At 74.4% G+C, this 22,025-nt stretch carries 20 protein-coding genes; 8 read left to right on the top strand and 12 right to left on the bottom strand.

Annotation, left to right across the window (positions count from 1 at the left end):
* Positions 1-5: 5 nt before the first annotated feature.
* The gene (locus ACYP53_RS36045) at positions 6-410 is read right to left on the bottom strand and encodes a RidA family protein (protein ID WP_189923992.1); all 405 of its coding nucleotides are present in this window, start codon (positions 408-410) and stop codon (positions 6-8) included.
* Positions 411-473: 63 nt separating this feature from the next.
* Entirely contained in the window at positions 474-1,310 is an 837-nt protein-coding gene (locus ACYP53_RS36040) for an ATP-grasp domain-containing protein (protein WP_189923993.1), read from the bottom strand.
* 267 nt (positions 1,311-1,577) lie between these two features.
* Here ACYP53_RS36040 and ACYP53_RS36035 point away from each other — a divergent pair, with 267 nt between their 5' ends.
* Complete coding sequence (locus ACYP53_RS36035) at positions 1,578-2,351, top strand: enoyl-CoA hydratase family protein (protein ID WP_189923994.1); 774 nt, start codon at positions 1,578-1,580, stop codon at positions 2,349-2,351.
* Between the two features lie 83 nt (positions 2,352-2,434).
* Here the strand turns inward: ACYP53_RS36035 and ACYP53_RS36030 are convergent, their stop codons facing one another.
* Entirely contained in the window at positions 2,435-3,199 is a 765-nt protein-coding gene (locus ACYP53_RS36030; protein ID WP_459650534.1) for a maleylpyruvate isomerase family mycothiol-dependent enzyme, read from the bottom strand.
* 248 nt (positions 3,200-3,447) lie between these two features.
* Between ACYP53_RS36030 and ACYP53_RS36025 the strand changes: the two genes are divergently transcribed.
* The gene (locus ACYP53_RS36025) at positions 3,448-4,203 is read left to right on the top strand and encodes an acyltransferase (RefSeq protein ID WP_459650533.1); all 756 of its coding nucleotides are present in this window, start codon (positions 3,448-3,450) and stop codon (positions 4,201-4,203) included.
* A gap of 80 nt (positions 4,204-4,283) precedes the next feature.
* On the opposite strand, the gene ACYP53_RS36020 is transcribed toward ACYP53_RS36025, so the two are convergent.
* Positions 4,284-5,615 carry a PucR family transcriptional regulator gene (locus tag ACYP53_RS36020; RefSeq protein ID WP_459650532.1) on the bottom strand — a complete coding sequence of 444 codons (1,332 nt, stop codon included), beginning with the start codon at positions 5,613-5,615 and terminating at the stop codon, positions 4,284-4,286.
* Positions 5,616-5,765: 150 nt separating this feature from the next.
* Here ACYP53_RS36020 and ACYP53_RS36015 point away from each other — a divergent pair, with 150 nt between their 5' ends.
* On the top strand, positions 5,766-6,716 hold the full coding sequence (locus tag ACYP53_RS36015; protein WP_229929119.1) for an esterase/lipase family protein: 951 nt from the start codon (positions 5,766-5,768) through the stop codon (positions 6,714-6,716).
* Positions 6,717-6,824: 108 nt separating this feature from the next.
* Here the strand turns inward: ACYP53_RS36015 and ACYP53_RS36010 are convergent, their stop codons facing one another.
* Both ACYP53_RS36010 and ACYP53_RS36005 read right to left on the bottom strand, forming a co-directional pair.
* Positions 6,825-7,406, bottom strand: a complete 582-nt coding sequence (locus ACYP53_RS36010; RefSeq protein ID WP_459650531.1) for a HutD/Ves family protein — start codon at positions 7,404-7,406, stop codon at positions 6,825-6,827.
* Positions 7,407-7,603: 197 nt separating this feature from the next.
* Positions 7,604-8,917: an MFS transporter gene (locus ACYP53_RS36005; protein WP_459650530.1), complete on the bottom strand. Its 1,314-nt coding sequence runs from the start codon at positions 8,915-8,917 to the stop codon at positions 7,604-7,606.
* A 17-nt stretch (positions 8,918-8,934) separates the two neighbouring features.
* On the opposite strand from ACYP53_RS36005, the gene ACYP53_RS36000 reads away from it, so the two are divergent.
* Together ACYP53_RS36000 and ACYP53_RS35995 are read left to right on the top strand one after the other, a co-directional pair.
* Positions 8,935-10,218: an ROK family protein gene (locus tag ACYP53_RS36000; protein ID WP_459650529.1), complete on the top strand. Its 1,284-nt coding sequence runs from the start codon at positions 8,935-8,937 to the stop codon at positions 10,216-10,218.
* 145 nt (positions 10,219-10,363) lie between these two features.
* Entirely contained in the window at positions 10,364-11,518 is a 1,155-nt protein-coding gene (locus ACYP53_RS35995; RefSeq protein WP_459650528.1) for a PLP-dependent cysteine synthase family protein, read from the top strand.
* Between the two features lie 95 nt (positions 11,519-11,613).
* Here ACYP53_RS35995 and ACYP53_RS35990 read toward each other — a convergent pair whose 3' ends face one another.
* From ACYP53_RS35990 to mscL, 5 genes are all read right to left on the bottom strand, one after another.
* On the bottom strand, positions 11,614-11,928 hold the full coding sequence (locus ACYP53_RS35990; protein ID WP_459650527.1) for a DUF6191 domain-containing protein: 315 nt from the start codon (positions 11,926-11,928) through the stop codon (positions 11,614-11,616).
* Between the two features lie 87 nt (positions 11,929-12,015).
* Entirely contained in the window at positions 12,016-14,514 is a 2,499-nt protein-coding gene (locus ACYP53_RS35985; RefSeq protein ID WP_189924002.1) for a right-handed parallel beta-helix repeat-containing protein, read from the bottom strand.
* 343 nt (positions 14,515-14,857) lie between these two features.
* Positions 14,858-15,733: an MOSC domain-containing protein gene (locus ACYP53_RS35980; protein WP_189924003.1), complete on the bottom strand. Its 876-nt coding sequence runs from the start codon at positions 15,731-15,733 to the stop codon at positions 14,858-14,860.
* Positions 15,734-15,987: 254 nt separating this feature from the next.
* Complete coding sequence (locus tag ACYP53_RS35975) at positions 15,988-16,767, bottom strand: DUF6643 family protein (protein ID WP_189924005.1); 780 nt, start codon at positions 16,765-16,767, stop codon at positions 15,988-15,990.
* Positions 16,768-17,312: 545 nt separating this feature from the next.
* Positions 17,313-17,759, bottom strand: a complete 447-nt coding sequence (gene mscL, locus ACYP53_RS35970; protein ID WP_189924008.1) for a large conductance mechanosensitive channel protein MscL — start codon at positions 17,757-17,759, stop codon at positions 17,313-17,315.
* 494 nt (positions 17,760-18,253) lie between these two features.
* Between mscL and ACYP53_RS35965 the strand changes: the two genes are divergently transcribed.
* The 3 genes from ACYP53_RS35965 to ACYP53_RS35955 all read left to right on the top strand — a co-directional run bounded on the left by ACYP53_RS35965 (position 18,254) and on the right by ACYP53_RS35955 (position 21,208).
* On the top strand, positions 18,254-19,435 hold the full coding sequence (locus ACYP53_RS35965) for a glycosyltransferase family 4 protein (RefSeq protein WP_459650526.1): 1,182 nt from the start codon (positions 18,254-18,256) through the stop codon (positions 19,433-19,435).
* A gap of 94 nt (positions 19,436-19,529) precedes the next feature.
* Complete coding sequence (locus ACYP53_RS35960) at positions 19,530-20,204, top strand: thiol:disulfide interchange protein DsbA/DsbL (protein ID WP_189924012.1); 675 nt, start codon at positions 19,530-19,532, stop codon at positions 20,202-20,204.
* Positions 20,205-20,332: 128 nt separating this feature from the next.
* Positions 20,333-21,208, top strand: a complete 876-nt coding sequence (locus ACYP53_RS35955) for an alpha/beta fold hydrolase (RefSeq protein ID WP_229929121.1) — start codon at positions 20,333-20,335, stop codon at positions 21,206-21,208.
* 58 nt (positions 21,209-21,266) lie between these two features.
* Here the strand turns inward: ACYP53_RS35955 and ACYP53_RS35950 are convergent, their stop codons facing one another.
* The gene (locus ACYP53_RS35950; protein WP_459650525.1) at positions 21,267-22,013 is read right to left on the bottom strand and encodes an SAM-dependent methyltransferase; all 747 of its coding nucleotides are present in this window, start codon (positions 22,011-22,013) and stop codon (positions 21,267-21,269) included.
* Between the last annotated feature and the right edge of the window lie 12 nt (positions 22,014-22,025).

The raw sequence follows: 22,025 nt of genomic DNA, 5'->3' as shown, positions 1-22,025 counted from the left end.
CCCGGCTACTCGGGGACCACCGCCAGGGCCTCGATCTCGATCAGCACCTCCGGCCGGAACAGCGCCACCACCTGCATCGCGGAGGCGGCCGGCAGCGGCAGGGAGCCCAGGTACTCGTCGCGGGCCTCCCGGACGGCCGGGAGGTAGGCGATGTCGGTCATGAAGAAGGTGAACTTCACGACGTGCTCGAAGCCGGCCCCGGCGGCGGCCAGGCACCGGCGCAGGTTCTCGAACACCTGCCGCGCCTGAGCCTTCGGGTCGTCCACGCCGACCAGGTTCCGCTGCTCGTCGAAGGCGACCTGACCGGACACCTGGACCAGCCGGCCGGTGCCGGTGACGACCTGGGTGTAGCCGGTGCCGGGCGCGACGCCGGGCGGCTCGGTGATGTGGGTGAGGTGAGAGGTGGTCATGGCGCGGATCCTCGGCCATGATCCGCCGGCACCGCAAGACCCGGCCCCGTACGGCCGACCCGCTCAGCGCACCACCTCGGGCAGCTCGCGCAGGAACGGACGGTCGGTGGCGGGGAGTTGGGCGGCCGGCCCGCCCGAGCGCAGCACCACGTCGAGGACGGCGTCCGGGTCGGCCGCGTAACCGCCGCTGGCCCAGGCCGCGTTGGCCTCCACCACGGCCCAACGGCCGTCCTCGGTACGGCCGACGTCCACCACGGAGGCGCTCGGCAGCGGCGCGTCGGACGTGGCGGCGGCCAGGACGTCGCGGGTGAACGCGAGCACCTCGGCGCACTCGCCGTCGGGCACCTGGGTGCCTCCGGGCGCACTGATGGTCCCGAGCGGGGCGACGGACAGGTCGCCGTCCACCGCGTAGCGAGAGCCGGCCCGCACCGCGCCGTCCAGCACGAACAGCCGGTACTCCGTGGCGAACCGCACCACGTCGCTCACCAGCACCGGGGTGTCGTCGTCCAGCAGCCCGGGCCCCGGCAGCGCGCCGCCGTCGGGGTAGACCCGGGCGGCGAACAGCTTGTCCACCGGCGGCTTGACGAAGGCCGGGCGCCGCAGCCGGCGCGCCTCGGCCAGGGTGGTGAAGGCGACCCGGCGTCCGGTCAGGGCGAGCGGCAGCCGGGTCAGCCAGTCGGCCGCCGGCTCCAGCAGGCCGAGGCCGAGCTCCCGGCCGACGGCGTCGCCGAACAGCGGCCCGCCGTACACGTGCACCGCCGCGCCGAGCAGCTCGCGCGGGGCCTGCCAGGACGTCGCCACGAACGCCCGCAGACCGCGCCGTCCGGCGGCGGTACGAAGCTGCAGGCCCGTCTCGTTGATGCGCGGGGCGAGGAGCAGGGCCGGGGTGTCGGTGGTCATGGCGATGATGCTGCCCTGGGCGGGTGGCCGTGACCAGTGGATTACGGTCCGGGCGCCCGCTGCCTCGGATCCGTCGGTGGTCCGGTCGGTGGTGCGGCAGGTGGTTCGGTCGGTCCGGGTGTCGGTTCGGTCGGCGGATCGGTGAGCGGGCCGGGTTGGCTCTGGCCGAGGGGCGGGTGGGCGTGCCAGAGTCGTCCGGGCGCGCTCCGGGGACCCCGGACCGCGCCCGCAGTCCGACCCACCCTCAGCCGGAAGGCAGGCCCACCGATGACCAGCGCCGAGCCCCTCGTCCGCGTCAGCACCGCCGACGCCGTCACCACGCTCACCCTCGACTCGCCGCACAACCGCAACGCGCTCTCCACCCGCCTGATGGCCGAGCTGCACGCCGGACTGGCGGCCGCCGCGGCCGACCCGGAGGTCCGCGTCGTCGTGCTCGGGCACACCGGCAAGGTGTTCTGCGCGGGCGCCGACCTCTCCGAGGCGACCGGCGCGGACCCGACGGTCGGCCCGCGCGGCCTGGTCGAGCTGCAGCGGGCGATCGTCGACTGCGCGAAGCCGGTGATCGCCGTCATCGACGGGCACGTCCGCGCGGGCGGCCTCGGCCTGGTCGGCGCGGCGGACCTCGCGGTCGCCGGACCGGCCTCGACCTTCGCCTTCACCGAGGTCCGGCTCGGCCTCGCGCCCGCCGTCATCTCGCTGCCGCTGCGCCCCAAGCTGGAGCCCCGCGCCGCCTCCCGCTACTACCTCACCGGCGAGGTCTTCGACGCCGCCGAGGCCGCCCGGATCGGCCTGATCACCAGTGCCACCGGGTCCGCCGAGGACACCGGCGTCGTGCTGAAGGGCCTGCTGGACGCGCTGCGCCAGGGCTCCCCGCAGGGGCTGGCGGAGTCGAAGCGGCTGGCCAACGCGGACGTGGTGCGCTCCTTCGAGCGGGACGCCGACGAGCTGGTGGGACTGTCGGCGCGGCTGTTCGGCTCGGAGGAGGCGCAGGAGGGCATGCGGTCGTTCCTGGAGAAGCGGCCCGCGCGCTGGGTGCGCTGACCGCGGGGCCGCTCCCCGGCTCTATCGACCCTTGAGGTTGGGGCCCGGACCGGTTGACGGTCAGGACCGCTCGTGCGTGAGGATCAGCGGACCATCGCCGTGGCGCGCCAGAGGTCGAGCAGGTCCAGGTCACCGGTCGGTTCGACCTTCCGGGCCCGGTCGGCCGACAGCCGGTTCCACAGCAGCAGGTAGAGCTCGTCGGCGGGGCCGGTGAGGGTCAGATCGGCCGGTTCGGGGCTCTCGCCGGTGGTGACGGTCAGCGGTTCCTGGGTGATCGCCAGGTGCCAGGAGCCGGGGCCGTCGTTGGCCCGGACCCGGAGGGTGCGCGGCCGGTCGCTGTGCAGCGTGGCCCGGCCGCGGGTCATGAAGCCGCGCAGCAGCTCGTCGATGCCGTCCAGGGCGAGCGCGGTGTCGACGACCGGTCCGGGCTCGCCGGCGGCCGAGTCGGCGTCGTGGCGGTGGACGGCGGTCTCGTGCGCCTGGCGCCGGGCCCAGAACGCCAGCGGGCTGGGCGCGGGCAGGAAGGTCCAGCACTCGACGTCGGCCGGGGCCTCGGCGAGCGTGCGCACCAGGGCGGCGTGGCCCTCGCGGAACCAGTCGACCAGCGCGGCGTCCGAGGGCATCGGCCCGACGACGGCCTCCTCGTCGGCCTCGTCCAGCGGCGCCCGCAGGCCCCGGGCGGGGAAGGCGGCGGCCCAGCGGTGGACGTGGCCGGTGTGCCGCAGCAGATCGCGCAGCTGCCAGTCCGGGCAGGTGGGGACGGGGGCGGACAGGTCGGTACGGGCGGCGGCGTCGGCGAGCAGGGTGCCCTCGTGGCGCAGCGCGTCGATGTGCTCGGTGATCTCCATGGCACGGAGTCTTCCACCGGGGGGTGTCACCGGTCGCGGGTTTCGGACATTCCTTCGGGGCCGCCGTCGAGCCTGTGGTCGAGGCCGTCGTCGGAGCGGTGTCGGGACCGCCGTCGGGGGCCGTCGGCGGGTCCCTGGCGGGGTCCTCGGCGGGGCCTTCGCGGGTGGGGCCGGTGGGGCCGACGGGGTCGGTGTGATGTTGGCCGCCCGGCGGCCGGGCGTGGGCTACGGACCGGTAACGTGAGCGCATGCCGATAACCCGTTCCCTCGTCTCCGCCGTCCGGGCGGGTGGCCGCCGTGCCGCCGGGCGCCTCGTCCACCGGGGCTGGCGCTGGGTGCAGCGGACCGGTGCGGTCACCAACCGGAGCCCGGGCCCGTACCGGTTCGGCGAGCTGGGGGACGGGACGACCCTCGCCTTTCCGCTCGGGGCGGTGTTCAACGAGCAGTGGATCACGATCGGGCCGTTCTCGATCATCGGCGAGCGGGTCACCATCAGCGCCGGCTTCCTGCCCGGCCTCGACCTCGGGCCGGAGCCGATCGTGCGGATCGGCGGCGGCTGCGTGATCGGCCGGGACAGCCACATCGTCGGCCACCAGTCGATCGTGCTCGGCGACGACGTGTGGACCGGGCCCGGCGTCTACATCTCCGACCAGGCGCACGAGTACCGGGCCACCGACCTGCCGATCGGCAAGCAGTGGCCGCGCAACGAGCCGGTGGAGGTCGGCGCCGGCAGCTGGATCGGCACCGGCGCGGTGATCCTGCCGGGGGCGCGGATCGGCCGCAACGTGGTGGTCGCGGCGGGCGCGGTGGTGCGCGGCGAGGTGCCGGACCACAGCGTGGTCGCCGGGGCGCCGGCCAAGGTCGTCCGCCGCTGGACCGCGGAGGACGGCTGGCAGCCGCCGCTGCGCCACGACGCGCCCCAGCCGGTGCCGGACGGCGTGACGGCGGAGCAGTTGCGGGCCCTGGTCGGCTGGGACCTGCGGCTGCCGGGGGAGCAGGGCTGACGGCACGCGCCGCTACTCCTGCCGGAACCCCGGAAGGAACAGTGGGAGCAGGCGCCCGACGGACCCGGATCGGTCCGGAACTACCGTACGGGCGAGGCCTGTTCGGCGTCCCGGGCGGCGAGGGCGGCGGTGATCCGCAGGATGTCGGCGGGGCGTGCCGGGTCGAGGCCGGTCAGGGCGGCGATCCGGCGCAGCCGGTAGTCGACGGTGTTCGGGTGCAGGTGCAAGGCGCTCGCGGTGTGCCGGCGGTTGAGGCCCCCGGCCAGGTGGGTGCGCAGGGTGGTGAGCAACTCCCCTCCGTCGGCCAGGGGTTCGATCAGTGCGGCGAGCCTGGCGCGGGCCCGGCTGGGCCGGGTCAGCTGGTACTCCAGCAGGACGTCGTCCAGCCGGTGCAGCCCGGGCGGACGGCCGAACGCCCGGGCGACGTCCAGGACTTCGTACGCGAGCGCGGCCGCTTCGGGGACTTCGGCGGGGGCAGCCGCGGCCGCCCCCGCCAGGACGGCCGCACCGGCGGCGCGGGCGACGGCGGCGACGGTGGTGGCGAGCTGCGCCCAGGGCGCGTCGGCGGTGGCGCTGTCGGGCCACTGCGGTGAGTCCGGTGGCTCCGCGGGTGCGTGGAGCGGGACGAGCACCAGTCCGCCCGAGGCGGTGAGCGTGCTGAGCGCCGACTGGCGGGTGCGGTGGTCGAGTTCGGCGGTGAGCCGGCGGAGCTTGCGGCGGGCGGCGATGCCCGGGTCGACGCCGGGCGAGTGCTCGTCCGGGTGGTCGGCGACGGACAGGCAGAGCACGGCGTAGCGGGCGGGCAGCCGGAGCCCGGCCCGGCCCGCGGCCTCCTCGGCGGGGGAGCCCGCGAGCAGTGCGGTGAGCAGGGACTGCCGGGCCGCGCACCGCCGGTCGGTGGCCGGCCGGCGCCCGTCCAGGTAGCCCGCGCCGGCGGCGGTGGTGGCTTCGCGGAGCTGGTCGAGCAGCAGCCGGTTGAGGACCAGCAGTTCGGCGGCGTCGCCGTCCCGGGCGTGCCGGGTGGCGAACTCCCAGCAGACCTCCAGGCCGAGGTGGTGGGCGAGCAGGACGGCGTCCAGCGGCAGGCCCTCCTCGGCGCGCCGGGCGGCGGCCTCCCGGACGGCGGTGAACTCCTCGGCGGGGGCGGGGAGTCCGGTGCGCACGGCGTGGGCGAGGGCGCGGATCCGGCGCTCGGTGTCCCGGGTGAGTTCGCCGGTGAGCTGTTCGCGGGGCAGGCGGCGGTAGACCGGCACCCGGTCCAGCAGGGCCGCGACCACGGCCTCGGCCAACTCGCGGACGCCGCCGATGAGCCGCTGGTCGGCCGGGAGGCCGCCGATCACCGGGGCGCGCCAGCCGGGCGTCTGCGCCGGGGCGCTCGGGGGCGGGCAGTGGGGTGCGTTGTGGTCGGTCACAGAGAACACCGTCCAGGTCTGGGGAACGCCCAAGGGCCGGGCCGGAGGGGCGACCGCATGATGGAGCCACTCGGGTTACCTGTTGGTAACAAAATTCAGCTGTGGAGGCAACAGTTGAGAACCCCACTTCTCCGCTTCTCCGCAAGTCCCTTGCGCCGTAGGCTCGGCGGCACGTTCGGCGCGGCCCTGCTCGCGGGTGCGCTGCTGGCGGGCGCGACGGCCGTCCCGGCGGGCGCGGCCCCGGCCGTGGCCGCCGGTGTCGAGGCTGCCGGTACCGACGCCGCCGGTGCTTCCGGTACCGCACTCCCGCCCGACGGCGACACGGTGGCCTCGCCGCCCGGCGCCAACGACTGGACCTGCCGGCCGAGCGCCGCGCACCCCGACCCGGTCGTCCTGGTGCACGGCACCTTCGCCAACCGCTACGAGAACTGGCTGGCGCTCTCCCCGCTGCTCAAGAGCCTCGGGTACTGCGTCTTCGCCCTCGACTACGGGATGATCCCCGGCGTCACCTCCAGCGGCAGCGGCCTGCTGCTCCCGATCGGGGGCCTCGGCCCGGTTCCGGAATCGGCCGCCCAACTCGCCCGCTTCGTGGACCTGGTGCGCAACGCGACCGGCGCGGCCAAGGTCGACATCGTCGGGCACTCCCAGGGCGGCATGCTGCCGAACTACTACCTGAAGTTCCTCGGCGGCGCGTCCAAGGTCGGCAGACTGGTCGGGCTGGCACCGTCCAACCACGGCACCACGCTCGACGGGATCGTCAACCTCGCACCGTACTTCCCGGGCGTCAGGGACCTGATCTACACCGTCTGCCAGGCCTGCCGGGACCAGGCCGTCGGCTCCGACTTCAACAAGACGATGGCCTCCCGGCCGGACACCGTGCCGGGCGTGCGCTACACGGTGATCTCGACCGTGTACGACGAGGTCGTCACCCCGTGGCGGACCCAGTTCCTGAACGGTCCGGACGTCGACAACGTGGTGCTGCAGAACCACTGCCCGATCTCGCTCGCGGAGCACGTCGCGATCGCGTTCTCGCCGACGGCGCTGCACCTGGTGACCAACGCCCTGGACCCGGCGCACGCCACGCCGGCGCTCTGCGGCTGAACCGCGACGGCGCTCCCGCCCCCGCTCCTGTGGCCGGGGGCGGGAGCGCCGTCGGCGTTCGTGGCGTCAGCGTTCGTGCGTCAGCGTGCGTCCGTCGGCGTTCGTGTGTCAGCGGGTCGTACGGAAGGTGATGACGGCGGTGACGCCGTCCGGGCGCAGCCCGTGGGTGCCCGGTACGGCCGACAGCGCGGCGTCGTAGCGGGCGAGTTCGACGGCGTCGGTGCCGCCGAGGACGGCCGAGCCGGCCAGGCAGACCAGGAGGACGGTGCCCTCGGCCGGGACCTCGACCGTGATTGGCGCGGTGGCCAGGTCGACGGTGGCCTCGACCCGCCCGCGTCGCGTCATCACGTTGAAGTCCACCACCGGGCCGGCCAGCAGGCGGCAGTCGGTGGTGGCGTCGCCGGAGAACGGGAACGGCCGGTAGGGCGCGTCGACCCGCTGCTCGACGCCGTCGACGGTGAGCGCCATTCCGGCACCCTCGACCAGGGTGATCACCCGGTCGATGCCGGGGAACGGGGAGAACGGTCCGGCCGAGGCCACGTCGGCCAGGCTGACCCGCCAGTCGAAGCGGTCCAGCCCGGACCCGGCCGGGAAGCCGGCGACCTCCCTGGTCACCCCGCCCCCGTTGAGCCACGCCGTTGCCGGGCGCTCGCTCGCCCGCAGTACCTGGAAGCGTTCGCTGGTCGTCATGGCCCCGCATCCTGCCACTGCTCGGGCGGGCCCGTCAGCGGCGGGGGTGGGGCGGGGGAGGGAGGCGAACAACGAACAGCGAACAGATGACAGCTGACAGATGTTGAAATCTGAAAGCTGTCATCTGTCATCTGTTTGCCGTCAGCCGTCAGCCGTCAGCCGTCAGCCGTCAGCCGTCAGCCGCTCGTCGCCAGCCGTCACCGGAACCGCCGACCGACCGAGAGCGGGAGCAGCGCCGCCGCCGTCGCCGCGACCGCGACCGTGGTGAGGGCCAGCGGCAGTCCGGCCGCGTCGGCCAGGAAGCCGATCACCACCGGGCCGATCAGCATCCCGCCGTACCCGAGGGACGAGGCGAGCGCGACCCCCTGCGGGCCGCCCGCCTCCCCGGCCCGGGCGATGGCGAGCGGGAAGAGGTTGGCCAGGCCGAGACCGCCCAGGGCGAACCCGCCGATCGCCAGCGGCGCCACCGGTGCGAGGGCGGCGACCAGCATCCCGGCCGCGGCCGTCAGCCCGCCGAGCATCATCAGCCGGGTCTGCCCGAGCCGAATGGACAGCCAGGTGCCGCCGACCCGACCGCCCGCCATCGCGAAGGCGTACGCGCCGTACCCGGCCGCCGCGACCGCGGAGCCCGCGTGGACGTCGTCGGTCAGGTGGAGGGTGGTCCAGTCGGCGACCGCGCCCTCGCCGTACGCGGTGCACAGCGCGGTGACGCCGAGCAGCAGCACCAGCAGCCGGGCGGACCGCCGCGCCGCGCCCGTGTCCCTGCCCGCGTCCCCGCCCGTTTCCCCGTCCCCGCCCGGGTGGCCCGCGGCTCCGGACGCACCGTCCGTACTGGGCTCCGCGCCGCCGCCCCGGCCGGGCACGACCGCCGGCGCCGCCGGCCCACGCAGCAGCACGACGCCCGCGCCGACCGTGACGGCCATGCCCAGCAGTCCGCTGAGCGCGAGCGCCCAGGCGGTGCTCAGCGGCCCGGCGAGCAGCCCGCTGACGCCGGTGCCGAGCAGGCCGCCGAAGCTGTACCCGGCGTGGAAGCTGGGCATGACGGGCCTGCGCAGCTGTGCGACCAGGTCGACGGCGGCGCTGTTCATCGCGACGTTGGCCCCGCCGTACCCGGCGCCGAACAGCACCAGCGCGGCGCCGAGCGCCGTCACCGAGTGGGTGTGCGCGGGTAGGAGGACGGCGAGGCTGAGCAGGGCGAGCGAGCCGACGGTCACCGGGCGCGAGCCGTACCGCACGCAGAGCCGGCCGACCGCGGGCATGGTGAGCACGGCGCCGATCGACAGGCAGAGCAGAGCGAGCCCGAGGGCGCTGTGCGAGGCGTTGACCTGCCTGCGGACGTCTGGGATGCGGACGACCCAGGCGGCGAAGAGGAAGCCGTCGACGGCGAAGAACGCGGTGAGCGCGATGCGCGTGGGGCCCCAGGGGCTGTCGGTCACCGGGGGTGTGCTGCGAGACTGGGAGGAGGGCCGGACCGGGCGGGGATGGGCACGGATTTTGTTACGAAGCGGCACAAAGTCACAATAGGGGCGTGCAGCTCTCACCATCAAGCCCGCGTCCCGGCACCGGGAACGACCCCGACGCGCCGCGCGACGGCCACCGTCGCGCGGCCCCCGACCGAGGCCGGACGCTGCTCGGCCCCGCCCTGTCGCTGATCCACACCGGCCAGACGCCGACCCGTTCGGCGCTCACCCGCGCGCTGGACGTGACCCGGGCCACGGCCGGCGCGGTGACCGCCGAACTCGAGGCGCTCGGCCTGATCACGGTCGACTCGCGTCCGGCCGGCGGGGGCCGCGGACGCCCCTCGCACCGGCTGGCGATCGACCCGCGGGGTCCGGTCGTGGTCGCCGGGCAGATCCACGCCGACGGGCTGAGCGTCACCCTGGCGGGCCTCGGCGGGCTGCTCGACCAGCCGGTCCACCTGCCGCTGCCGGCCGCCACCGACCCGGTCCGGATGCTGCGCGCCGTCGCCGAGGCGGGCGCCGGACTCGCCCGGGCGACCGACCGCCGCTGCCTGGGCGCCGCGCTCGCGCTGCCCAACCCGGTCACCGAGCCGGACGGCGCGGCGCTCGCCGCGCTGCACTTCGCCTGGCCGAGTGGCACCCCGGTCGCCGACCTGTACGACGTCGAGGTCGGCCGCGCCGACCACGGCCCGAGGTCCCTGCGCCCGCTGCCCACCGCGATCGCCAACGACGCCAACCTCGCCGCGCTCGCCGAGTACCGGCACGGCGCCGGCCGCGGCGCCCGGCACCTGCTCTTCGTCACCTCCGGCCACCGCGGCGTCGGCGGGGCGCTGGTGATCGACGGCCACCTGCACACCGGCAGCGCGGGCCTCGCCCTGGAGGTCGGCCACCTCACCGTCGACCCGCAGGGCCGCCCCTGCATGTGCGGCAACCGGGGCTGCCTCAACTCCGAGACCGACCCCGACGCGCTGTTCGCCGCCGCCGGGCTCGCCCCCGAGCCGGGCCGCCCGCTGCTCGACCAGGCGCGCGAGCTGTGCCGGGCGGCCGCTGCGGACGACCGGGCGCGCGCGGCGGTCGAGCACGTCATCGACCGGCTCGGGCTCGGGCTGGCCGGTGTCGCCAACATCCTCAACCCCGACCGGGTGGTCCTCAGCGGTCTCCACCTCGACCTGCTGGAGGCCGCGCCCGAGCGACTGCGCGCGGTGGTCGCCGACCGCAGCCTGTGGGGGCGCAGCGGACGGGTGCCGATCGTCGGCGCGGAGCTGGCGCACGGCGCGCTCGCGGGCGCGGCCGAGCTGGGCTGGGGCCCGTACCTGGCGGACCCGCAGTCGGTGCCGGTCGAACTCGGCTAGACGGGGGCCGAACGGGCCGGCCCGACCCGCGAGTCGCATCCTGAGGGGCGATAAGCGGAAGCTGGGTCTTCGAAAATGGTTACTTATCGTGACTCTCATATACTCGTAGTGAGCAGTGGGGGGCGATCACGAGGGAGAAGCGACCATGAGCACCCAGCCCGGCGCCGAGCGCGGCATCGAGCGCGACCAGCGGTCCGCCATCGAGCCGACCGTCGACGTCGACCGCTCCGACCAGGAGTACCGCGCCTGGCTGAAGGAGGCGGTGCGCAAGGTCCAGGCCGACGCCAACCGCTCCGCCGACACCCACCTCCTGCGCTTCCCGCTGCCGACCGAGTGGGGGATCGACCTCTACCTCAAGGACGAGTCCACCCACCCGACCGGCTCGCTCAAGCACCGGCTGGCCCGCTCGCTCTTCCTCTACGGGCTCTGCAACGGCTGGATCCGCCCCGGCAAGCCGGTGATCGAGGCCTCCAGCGGCTCCACCGCCGTCTCCGAGGCCTACTTCGCCCAGCTCGTCGGCGTGCCGTTCATCGCCGTCATGGCCAAGAGCACCAGCCAGGCCAAGATCGACCTGATCCAGTTCCACGGCGGCGAGTGCCACCTGGTCGAGCGCTCCGACGAGGTGTACGAGGCCTCCGCCCGGCTCGCCGAGGAGACCGGCGGGCACTACATGGACCAGTTCACCTACGCCGAGCGGGCCACCGACTGGCGCGGCAACAACAACATCGCCGAGTCGGTCTTCGCCCAGCTGCGCCTGGAGCCGCACCCGGAGCCGACCTGGATCGTCGCCACCGCCGGCACCGGCGGCACCTCGGCGACCATCGCCCGCTTCGTGCACTACATGCAGTACGACACCCGGATATGCGTCGCGGACCCGGAGAACTCCTGCTTCTTCGACGGCTGGGTGCGCCACGACCAGGACGCCGTCTGCGAGAGCGGCTCGCGGATCGAGGGCATCGGGCGGCCCCGGATGGAGCCGAGCTTCGTGCCGGGGGCGATCGACCGGATGATGCGGGTTCCGGACGCCGCGTCGATCGCCACCGTGCGGGTGCTGGAGCAGGTCCTCGGGAAGAAGGCGGGAGCCTCCACCGGGACGGGCCTGTGGAGCGCGTTGCGGATCGTCGCCGAGATGCGCGAGGCCGGGCAGACCGGCAGCGTGGTCGGCCTGATCTGCGACCCGGGGGACCGCTACCTCGACAAGTACTACTCGGACGACTGGCTGGCCGGCGAGCGGATCGACATCGCGCCCTACCGCGCCGTGCTGGAGTCCTTCCTCGCGGGCGGCCCCTGGGAGGGCTGACGCCCCGGCCGTCGGCCCGGTGGCGGGTTTCAGCGAACAGCTGACAGCTGACAGATTTCAGATTCTGTTATCTGTCGGCTGAACCCTGTCAGTCGTCAGTGGTCAGTCGGCACCCGCCGGATCACTGCCCGGCCGCCCGCGAGGTCGATGCCCGTGCGTTTCGGTGCGCCGTCGTGCTCGTCGTCCCGGAGTACGAGTTCGACCCGTCGCTGCTCCAGTTGCACCCGCTTGCTCGGGTAGAGCAGCGCGTGCAGTTCCTCCGTCGCGGTCGCGCCCGCGCCGCGTCCGCCGGTCGTACCCGCCGCCGGGCGGGCGCGCAGCTGCCGCACCACGGCGCCGAGGAAGAACAGAACCACCAGCCCGGCCGGTAACAGCAACCCGCCCGCGGCGCCCGTCAGAAGCATGCTCATGAACGCCTCAACGGCCCGGCGCGGCAGCCGAGTTCCCCGGCGCTCACCCCTGGATGCACCGGGCCGAGCGAGGCCCACCCGGGTGCGCTACGGCAGCGGTGCGGTCGGCAGGTCGGCCGGGACGAGGAGCTGGAGCTCCTCGGTCGAGGGGTCGGCGAGATGGGCGACCCGTACCGCGTGCCGTTCGACCATGGTCTCGAAGATCTGCCGGGCGGTGCGCCCGTTGCCGAAGTTGGGGCCGCGCTCCAGCCCTCCGAAGTGGTCCAGCAGCGCCTTCTCCGTCTCGTCGGAGAGCGCGTACTCGTGCTCCGCGCACTGGGCCCGGGCGATCTCCAGCAGCTCGTCCGCCGTGTAGTCGGGGAAGCCGATGGTGCGTGAGAAGCGGGACGAGACACCGGGGTTGGCGGAGAGGAAGCGTTCCATCTCGGCGGTGTAGCCGGCCACGATGACGACCACCTCGTCCCGGTGGTCCTCCATCAGCTTGACCAGGGTGTCGATGGCCTCGCGTCCGAAGTCCCGGGCGCCGTCCTCGGGGGCGAGCGCGTACGCCTCGTCGATGAAGAGCACCCCGCCGCGCGCCCGGTCGAAGGCGGCCGCCGTACGGATCGCGGTGGAGCCGATGTGTTCGCCGACCAGGTCCACCCGGGCCACCTCGACCAGGTGTCCGCGCTGGAGCACCCCGAGCGAGGCGAGGATCTCGCCGTAGAGCCGGGCGACGGTGGTCTTCCCGGTGCCTGGGGCGCCGGTGAAGACCAGGTGCCGCCGCAGCGAGGGCGCCTTGAGCCCGGCCTGGCGGCGGCGCCGGCCGACCGAGATCAGGTCGATCAGGGTGCGCACCTCCTGCTTCACCGTGGCCAGCCCGACCAGCGCGTCCAGCTCGGCGAGCGCCTCGTCGGCGGGCCGGCAGTCCGGGATCGGCGCGATCGCCGCCGAAGCGGCCGCCGAAGGCGTCAACGCCTGTGCGGCGGCGGCCAGTTGGCCGGTCCGCGGCGACGGCACATCCGCACCCCCGAACGACGACCCGAGCCCCGACCCGACGCCGGACCCGCGCCCGGAGCCGAGGCCGAGCCCCGACCCGAGCCCGCTGCCCGGCGCCGCCGCATGCGCCGCCGCCCCGACGTCGTCCGAGACGCACCCCTCCGCGACCGGCCCCGGTTCGGAGAACTCGAACCCGGCCCGCTCGTTCTGTTCCGCCCGGCACCGGGTGAGCTGGGTCCGGCAGCCGTCGATGATGTGGAAGCCGAAGCCCTTGCCGTGCGAGACCCGGCAGTCCTCGAAGGTGCCGCGTCCCTGTGCCGAGACGTACACCCCGGCGTCGCTGCTGGCCCGTACGGTGCAGTCGCGCAGCACCGGGTCGGCGCCCTTGGTGACGATCACCCCGGTCGCCACGTCGGAGATCTCGCAGTCGGTGAGCAGCCCGCCGCTGCCGTGGTCGCGGAACCAGAGTCCGGTGCCGGCCTCCTGCACCCGACAGGCGGCCAGGGACACGGTGGCGCCGCCGCTGACCGAGACCGCCGAGCTGCGGATCCGGCTGAACGAGCAACCCTCGGCGGTGGCGGCGGAGTCCCGGTCGAGGACGAACAGGGCGTCCGGCAGGTCGTGCAGCGAGCAGTCGGTGAGGGTGAGCCGGGCACCGTCGCTGACCCACAGCGCCGGGTACTCGCCGGTGGAGCTGTGGATCTCGCTGGACTCGGCGACGGCCTCGGTGCCCTGGTCCCAGACCGACAGCGCGCCGCGCCCGAAGTCGCGGACGGTGCTGTTCACGAGGCTGAGCCGGGAGCGTCCGCGCAGGTCGGCGCCGTTCTCCGGCAGGTCGTGCACCCGGCAGCCGGTCAGGACCAGTTCGGCCTCGCCGTCCAGGGTCAGCCCGTTGCCGGTGACCCGGTGGATCTCGCAGTCGACCAGCCGGCCGCCCGCGTGCGCCTCGGCCTGCACGCCGCTGCCGCGGATCTCGTAGATCTCGCAGCCGGTCAACTCGGCCGCGCTGCCGGGGTCGGAGAGCAGCACGCCGGCGCCGGAGGCGTGGTGGACGCGGCAGCGGTCGAGGGCGGCGGTCGCGCCGCCGAGGACGGCGAGCCCGGCCTGGCCGGCGGTGGCGACCTCGCAGTCCTCGAAGGCGGCGGCGGTGCCCTCGCCGCGCAGCCGCAGCCCGAGCCCGCCCGGGTTGGCGACCACGCAGCCGCGCAGGGTCGGCCGGGCGCCGTCGACGATCTCGATCCCGGTGGCCGAGCGGGTCTCGATCCGGCAGCCGCTGAAGGAGGGCGTCGCCCCCGCACCGGTGACCAGGACGGCCGGGGTGGAGCTGTCGCCGCCCTCGACGACCAGGTCGCGGACGGTCGCGGCGGCGGTGACCGTCACCGCCACCCCTGACGGCGGTTCGATCCGTACGGTGCCCGGGCCCTGGGCCGGAACGATCGTCACCGGCTTGTCCAGCAGCACGTTCTCCCGGAAGGTGCCCGGCCGGACGGTCACGGTGTCGCCCGGCTCGGCGGCGGCCAGGGCCTCCGCGAGCGTGTCGTACTCGCCCGCGCGGCGACGCCAGCGGGATGCGCTGTCCTGGGTGACCCGGACCCTGTGCTCAGCCATGACGGTCTGTCGTCCCCACCTTCGTCGAGCCGGCGTTCAACGGACCGAACGCGCTGCGGTGCGCGGGCCGTCCGCCCACCGTAGCGCGCTCGCACGGGTGGTCCGGCCGCTCGTCGTCGCTCGGACACCGGTAGAGCCCACCGCGGCCACAGGTTCCGACCACTTGTTCAACGAGCGCGCACAGCGGTAGTTCCGCGCGGCGACGGCCGGCGAGACACCGTTCCCCGCGAGGACGCTCGGTGCGACGACGATCGGTGCGAGGGCGTTCCCCGCGAACACGTTCGGTGCGACGGCGTTCCTCGTGCCCGCACCCCGCGACGGCTCTCCGGCGTACGGCCCGGGCTCAGCGCTCGTCGACCGACCAGTGCGCCCCGTCCTCGAGCACCTCGACGTCGTCGCCCAGGTGCAGCGTGCCGAGCACGTCGCCCTCGGCGCCGGCCGGCCGCTCGGGGATCAGGTTCTGCCCGAACGAGGCCTTGCGCAGCAGCCGGTGGTGCCGGGCCAGGGTGCGCAGCGGCTCCTTGCCGCGCCGTTCGCCGGTCTCCTGGTCGGTGGTGGTGATGACGCAGCGGCCGCAGGGCTTGACCACCTTGAAGGTGAGCCCGCCGATCCGGATCCGGCGCCAGCCGTCCTCGGCCCAGGGCTCGGCGCCGGCGATCACCACATTGGGGCGGAAGCGCTCCATCGGCAGGGGCCGGTGGTCCTCCGGGTGGTCGGCGGCGATCAGCTCGTTGAGCCGGTCCAGCGAGGCGGTGGTGGTGAGCAGCAGCGGGAAGCCGTCGGCCATCGAGACGGTGTCGCCGGGCTCGCTGAAGTCGGGGTCGACGGGGCGGGCGCGCGGGTCGTCCAGGTGCACCAGGCGGTAGTCGCCGAGGTGTTCGGCGATCCACTGGTGGGCTTCCTTCGCGGCCTCGGCGGCGTGGAAGCGGGTGCCCCAGACCTCGACCTCGGCGAGCGGGTCACCGGACGCGACGGCGGGGGCCGGGACCTCGATCCGGGAGCCGTCGGGGGCGGTCAGCACGAGCGAGCCGTCGGGCAGCAGCGCGGGCCGGATCTGTCCGAGGGCGGCGTCCTCGCGCTGGCTGACGAAGCGTCCGGTGGGGTCGGCGAGCATCCATCGGCGGTCTCCGGCCAGACCCCACGGTTGGACGACGGCGGTGTCCGGGCTCAGGCGGTACATGGACTTGACGGGGTAGACGTGGAGTCCGGTGAGCTGCATTCCCCCATCCTGCCAGCAGGTTTTCCGTCTCTGCACAGGCCCCCGTCCCCGCACGGGTGCGCATCCGGATGCGCACCGACCCCCGGATGCGCACGGACCGCCCGGGACGCCGTGGGGGGCGTTCCGGGCGGTCCGTGGATGACCCGTTTCTCCGTTCGCCCGGCGTTCAGGGGTCGCCGGGTTGTGCTCAGGTGGTGCGGGTGCGGGCCGCGTGGGGGACGGCCTCGATTGTCAGCGCCTCACCGGCCCTGGTTTCAGTAGCCCTGGCCCTGCGACTGGTAGCCGCCGCCCTGGAACTGGTTGGGCTCGCCGTACGGGCCCGGGCGCTGCGGCTGCATCGGGCGGACCGGCGCGACCGGCGACATGGCCGGGCGCAGCTGGGCGCCGCCGAAGGACTGGTCGCCGCTCTGACCCTGGAAGCCGGGGCCGCCCGAGGCCTGGCCGCCGAAGGACTGCGGGCCGCCGAAGCCCTGCGGCCCGCCGGGCTGGCCCTGGCCGAAACCGCCCGGGCCGGCCTGCTGCGCGCCGAAGGACTGCTGGCCGGCCTGGCCGCCGATGAAGGTGTTCTGGCCGCCGAAGCTCTGGCCGCCGGACGGCTGGTAGCCGCCGCTCGCGGTCTGGGTGAAGGCCGGGGTGCCGGGCTGCGGCCGCTGGTACGGCTGGGGGGTGCCGTAGCCGGGGACCGGCAGCTGGGGGGAGGCGTACGCCGGCGCGGGCTGCGCGGGGATGTACGCCGTGGCGGGGCCGGCGGAGGGACCGCTGCTCGGGCCGGGGCCCAGGGCGAGGCGGGCGGGCGGCAGCGCGGGGAGGTTGCTGCCGGCACTCTCGTACCCGTTGCCGTACCGGTTCTCGTAGGACTGGCCGACGCCTGGTCCGTATCCGGACGACAGCGCCGGCGGCAGGGCGGCCGGCACGTTGATGGGTGCGATCTGGGGGACGCCGCGCTCAGCCACGAGGCTGTCGTAAATCGGCGTGCCGGAGGAGAAGGACGGAGAGGGGTAGCCGACTCCGTCGTAGGAGCGGGGCGAGGTCATGGGGCATACGGTAAGCCCACAATGCGCCTGCTGAGGAGAGCGGGAGGGGGAGCAGTTCGAGTGTTTACACAGTCTTCGCTCGCACAAAGGTTTCGAAAGTAGGAAGAACGGACATATCGGAGATCGGTTCCGGACAACCTCGGCGCTCCGTCAGTGATCGAACAGCGACCGGACGGCGCGGCCAGGTGGGCCTGCGGTGACCGGCGGATGGACGGTCCGGGCCCCTGCGGAGAAACTTTTGCGGACGGGGCGTGCGCGGGCGCATTCGAGCCCCCGCCGAGGGTGCGGCGAGGGCTCGTGAATGTTTCGGGGATAAAGATCCCGTCAGCGCGTTGATCGCCTGGTCCGAGGCCTGTCGGGTGGTCGTGGCCGCTTGTGGCCGGGCGCCGACGGCGGTCGGGAGTCGCCGGCGGCTGCGGGCGGTCGTGCGGGGCTCGGTGGCCGAAGCCGTGCGGTGCGCCGCCGGCGTTGTCGGTGGCTGCTGCTAAGGCCGCTGCCGGGGCGTCCGCGGGTCAGTGCGACTGCAGCGCCTGGGCCTGCGCGGGTCAGTGCGACTGCAGCGCCTGGGCCTGCGCGGGCAGGCCCGGCTTGCCGATCTCCGAGGTGCAGAAGGAGCAGCGGGTCGCGGCGGCCGGGATCGAGCTGAGGCACTCGGGGCAGTCCGTCTTCGCGACCGCCGCGGGCTCGGCCGAGTCGAAGCGCGACTGCAGCTTGCCGACCGGCAGCACCACGGCGAAGTAGATGACGGCGGCGGTCAGCACGAAGCCGATCAGGGCGTTCACGAACAGCCCGTACGGGAACCGGGTGCCGGCCACCTCGAAGGTCTTCTGGGTGAAGTCGCCGACCGCGCCGGACGCGACGCCGACCAGCGGGGTGAGGAACGCGCTGACGAACCCGGTGACGACGGCGGTGAAGGCCGCGCCGATCACGATACCGACCGCGAGGTCCACCACGTTTCCGCGCAGCAGGAAGCTGCGGAATCCCTTGAGCACCGGGTGACTCCAAATCCGTACGGGGGAGGGGGAGGCGGGGCACGCGGAGGCGCCCCGGCCGCACATCCTGCCGAGCGTCCCGGGTCGAGGTCCAACCGCGTTCACCCGATCCGCGTAACCGCCGCAACGACCCGCAGTGCCGGGCCGGGCGGTGCGCGGGCGCTCCGCGTACCGCCCTATCGCGGGCGGGGGGAGACGTTAACTCGACTGTTTGACATGGAAATTGACGTGCCATTTGACGTCGGCGGGAGGGGCCCGGGCTGCCTCGACCTGCCGCCGTGGCGGAGCGGCGGCGCGACGGGACCGGGTGCGGCACGGCGCGACGGGAGCGAACCGGAGCGCGGCGAGGGGTGAGACGGGGCGCACGGTGGTCGCAACCGGCGCACGACGGCGGGTTTCTGGCGCACATCGGGTGTACGAGCGCGGGCTGATGGGCCACCATCAGGTTGCGCGAAGGGGCTGTCCCGGGCGGAGCACTGTGCCAAGGTCGGTCCATGCCCGACCATATGTCGGCCGATCCGGCCGGAACCCGTCCGCGCGTCCTGCACCTGATCAGTGATTCGCGCCGCGGCGGCGCCCAGAACTTCGCCCGTGACCTCCACCGGGAACTGGGCCGCCGGGGCCAGTCCTCCGCGCTGTGCGCCCTCGCCCCGCACCCGGCCGTCCACCCGGGTTCGGGGGAGTCCGACCCGGGCGACTGCCCCGACGCCTCCGGTCTGCGCACCGCCGCCGTCCTCGGCCCCGGCCGCCTGCGCCCGAGCACACTGCGGGCCCTGCGCTCCGCCGCGCGCGCCGCCGACGTCGTGCTCGCCCACGGCTCGGACACCCTGGCCGCCTGCGCCCTCGCCCTGGCCGGCACCCGCACCCCGTTCGTCTACGTCTCCGTCGGCCACCCGCGCTACTGGACGGCCAACCGGCTCCGCCGGACCCGCGGTGCCACGCTGATGCACCGGGCCGCCGCGGTCACCACCCTCACCGACGAGGCGCGGGCGGTGCTCCAGGAGCAGTTCGCGCTGCCCGACGGCAAGGTGCACGTGATCCCCAACTCCCGTGCCGCGGAGAGCTATCCGCCCGCCGACGGCCGGGACGACCGGCGCGCCGCCCGGCACGCGCTGGGCCTTCCGGCGGACGTCCTGCTGGTCGCCTGGATCGGTGCCATAGCGCCCGAGAAGCGGCTCGACCTGGCCCTCGACGTGCTCGACCGGCTGCCCGACGTCCGGCTCGCCGTCGCGGGGGACGGGCCGCTGCGCGAGTCGCTGGCCCGCCACCCTGCCGCCGCCCGCGCCCACTTCCTCGGCCCGCTGCCCGACCCGGCGCCGCTCTACCGCGCCGCCGACGCGCTGCTGCTCACCAGCGACAGCGAGGGTGTGCCCGGAGCGCTGATCGAGGCCGCCCTGGCCGGCGTGCCCGCCGTCGCCACCGACGTCGGCTGGGTGCGCGAGGTCGTCCGGGACGGCGCCACCGGTGCGCTCGTCGCTCCCGGGGACCCGCTCGCCCTGGCCGAGGCGCTGGGCAAGGTGCTGGCCGTCAACCGCGCGGGCCTCGGCGCGGCCGCCCGGGCGCACGCGCTGGAGCACTTCGAACTGGGCGCGGTGGTGGACGCCTGGCAGCAACTGGTGGCCGAGGTCTGGACGGCGGGTGAGGCGCCGGCCGACCGGCCGGCGGGGGAGGGCTGACGGGGCGGCCCGAGCTAAGCCGTTCGGGCGAATCCCGGCCTGGCGTCGCGCACCGACTCGCCGGTAACGAAGCGTCGCCAGCACACTGCCCGGTGTGAACTCGAAGTCGCTGCTGCGGTCCACCGTCCTGTTCGCCGTCGCCGCCGGGATCGCCGTATCCCCTCTCCAGGCCGGCGCGGCGACCCACCAACCCCTGTCCGAGGGCAAGCAGTTCGTAAAGCTCGACCATCCGCAACCGGTGCGCGAGAGCGCCCGGACGGAGGCGGTCGAGTTCTTCTGGTACGACTGCGGCCACTCCCAGGCACTCGAGAAGCCCCTGCAGGCCTGGGCGGAGAAGCATCGCGACGACGTGTCGCTGCGCCGCGTCCCGGCGATCTGGCAGGGCAGCCCGGAGGAGAACGCGCAGCGCGGCCATGCGCGGATGTACTACACGCTGGAGCGCCTGGGCCTGGTCGAGCGCCTGCAGACGAGCGTCTTCCGCTCCGTCCACGAGGAGGGTGCCGACCTCGTGACCGAGGCGGCGTCCACCGACTGGGCCGTCCACCACGGCATCGACGCCCAGCTCTTCGGCCAGACCTACCGGTCCGCCGAGGTCCGGCAGTCGGTGGAGGACGCCGCCGCCGCGTTCGTCCGGTACGGCATCAACGAGCTGCCGACGGTCATCGTCCAGGGCGAGTACCGGACCTCGCCGACCAAGGCCGGCGGTGTCGAGGCGATGCCCGAGGTGCTCGACTACCTGGTGCAGCAGGAGCAGCTGAAGAAGGGCTGATCCCCACGGGAGCGGTGACGACAGGTCAGCTCGCTCGTGCGGAACGCCCATCCGGAGTCGGAGGGCCGGAGTCGCCCGCCGGCCCTCCGGGTCTTGCCTAACCATTCAAAAGCGGTTTAATGGTTAGCATGAGCGAGCTGACGATCCCGCAGGTCCACCACCGCCACGTCGACGTCGACGGGCTGCGCGTCTTCTACCGCGAAACCGGCCCGGCCGACGCCCCCGTCCTCCTGCTGCTGCACGGCTTCCCCTCCGCCTCGCACCAGTACGCCCGGCTGCTCGACGCGCTCGGCACCCGCTACCGCCTGATAGCCCCCGACTACCCCGGCTTCGGCCACAGCGACAGCCCCGCACCCGACGCCTTCGCCTACCGCTTCGACACCCTGGCCGACGTGATCGAGGGCTTCTGCCTCGCCCTCGGCCTGGACCGCTTCGCGCTGTACGTCTTCGACTTCGGTGCCCCCGTCGGCCTGCGCCTGGCCACCCGTCGTCCGGAGTGGATCACCGGCCTGGTGGTCCAGAACGGCAACGCCTACGAGGAGGGGCTCTCCGGCCAGGCGAGGGAGTTCATCGCCAACCGGCGCGGCGTCCCCGGAGCCGCGGCGGCCGCCCGCTCGATCCTCACGCCGGAGATCACCCGCGGCCAGTACGAGGGCGGCACCGGCGACCCGAGCCTGGTCGCCCCCGACGGCTGGACGCTCGACCAGCACTTCCTCGACCTCCCCGGCCGCAAGGACATCCAGGTCGAACTGGCCCTCGACTACTTCTCCAACGTCGAGCTCTACCCGGCCTGGCAGGCCTGGCTGCGCGCCGCCCAGCCGCCCACGCTGGTCCTCTGGGGCCGCAACGACCCGTTCTTCACCGAGGCCGGCGCCCGCGCCTACCTGCGCGACCTGCCCGGGGCCGAACTGCACGTCTTCGACACCGGGCACTTCGCGCTGGAGGAGAAGCTGCCCGAAATCGCCCCGCTGATCGACGACTTCCTCGCCCGCACCCAGAAGTAGCGGTCTGGCAGAGGCGGCACGCAGGGCCGGCGAACCGGGGAGTGAGTCGAAGATCCGCTCAGTCGCGGCGCAGCAGGTACGTGACGAAGCCGAGCGTCCCCCGGTAGCCGTGCAACCACTCCGTGCGGTGCCGGTCCGCGGCCTCCCGGGCGGCGGCCGCGTCCGGGTGGTCGGGGTGGTCCAGCACCCACTCGGCGAGCGTGCCCGTCCAGGCGAACTCGTAGTCGTCCCACTCGTGTTCCGTGCTGACGTACCCGGACACCGGCGTCCAGCCCTCCGCCATGACCCGGTCGGTGGTGGTCGCCAGGTCCGCGTAGTCCTCCCGCGCCGCGCCCAGCCCGTCCAGCGCGGCGTGTGACGGCTCGCGCTGCCAGAACGCGTCGCCGACCAGCAACCGGCCGCCCGGGGCCAGGAGTTCGCGGGCCGCGGCGAGCGTCGGCAGCAGTCCGCCGAAGGCATGGGTGGAACCGACGCACAGCACCAGGTCGAAGGGCTCCTTCGCGGTGAACTCCGTCGCGTCCTGGTGGTGCAGACCGATCCGGCGCTCGACGCCGAGGGCGGTCGCGGTCTCCCGCGCCAGGGTCAGGGCCCGGGCGTCCAGGTCCACCCCCACGGCCTGCCAGCCCGGGCGCGTGGCCAGCGCCCGGAGCAGCCAGGCGCCCTCGCCGCAGCCGAGGTCCAGCGCCCGGCCCTCCTCCCGCCCGGCCGTCGCACGGTCCAGCAGGCGGGCCACCGACTCGTCCGCGAGCGGGGCCGCGATCGGGTGGTGGGCGTGGGCGAGGCGGGAGATCTGCTGACGGTCCATCCGAGCAGTATG

The organism is Kitasatospora sp. Ki12 (assembly GCF_054601375.1).
The sequence above is the reverse complement of the archived record's forward strand: the minus strand, read 5'-3'. Positions and strand labels throughout refer to the sequence as shown.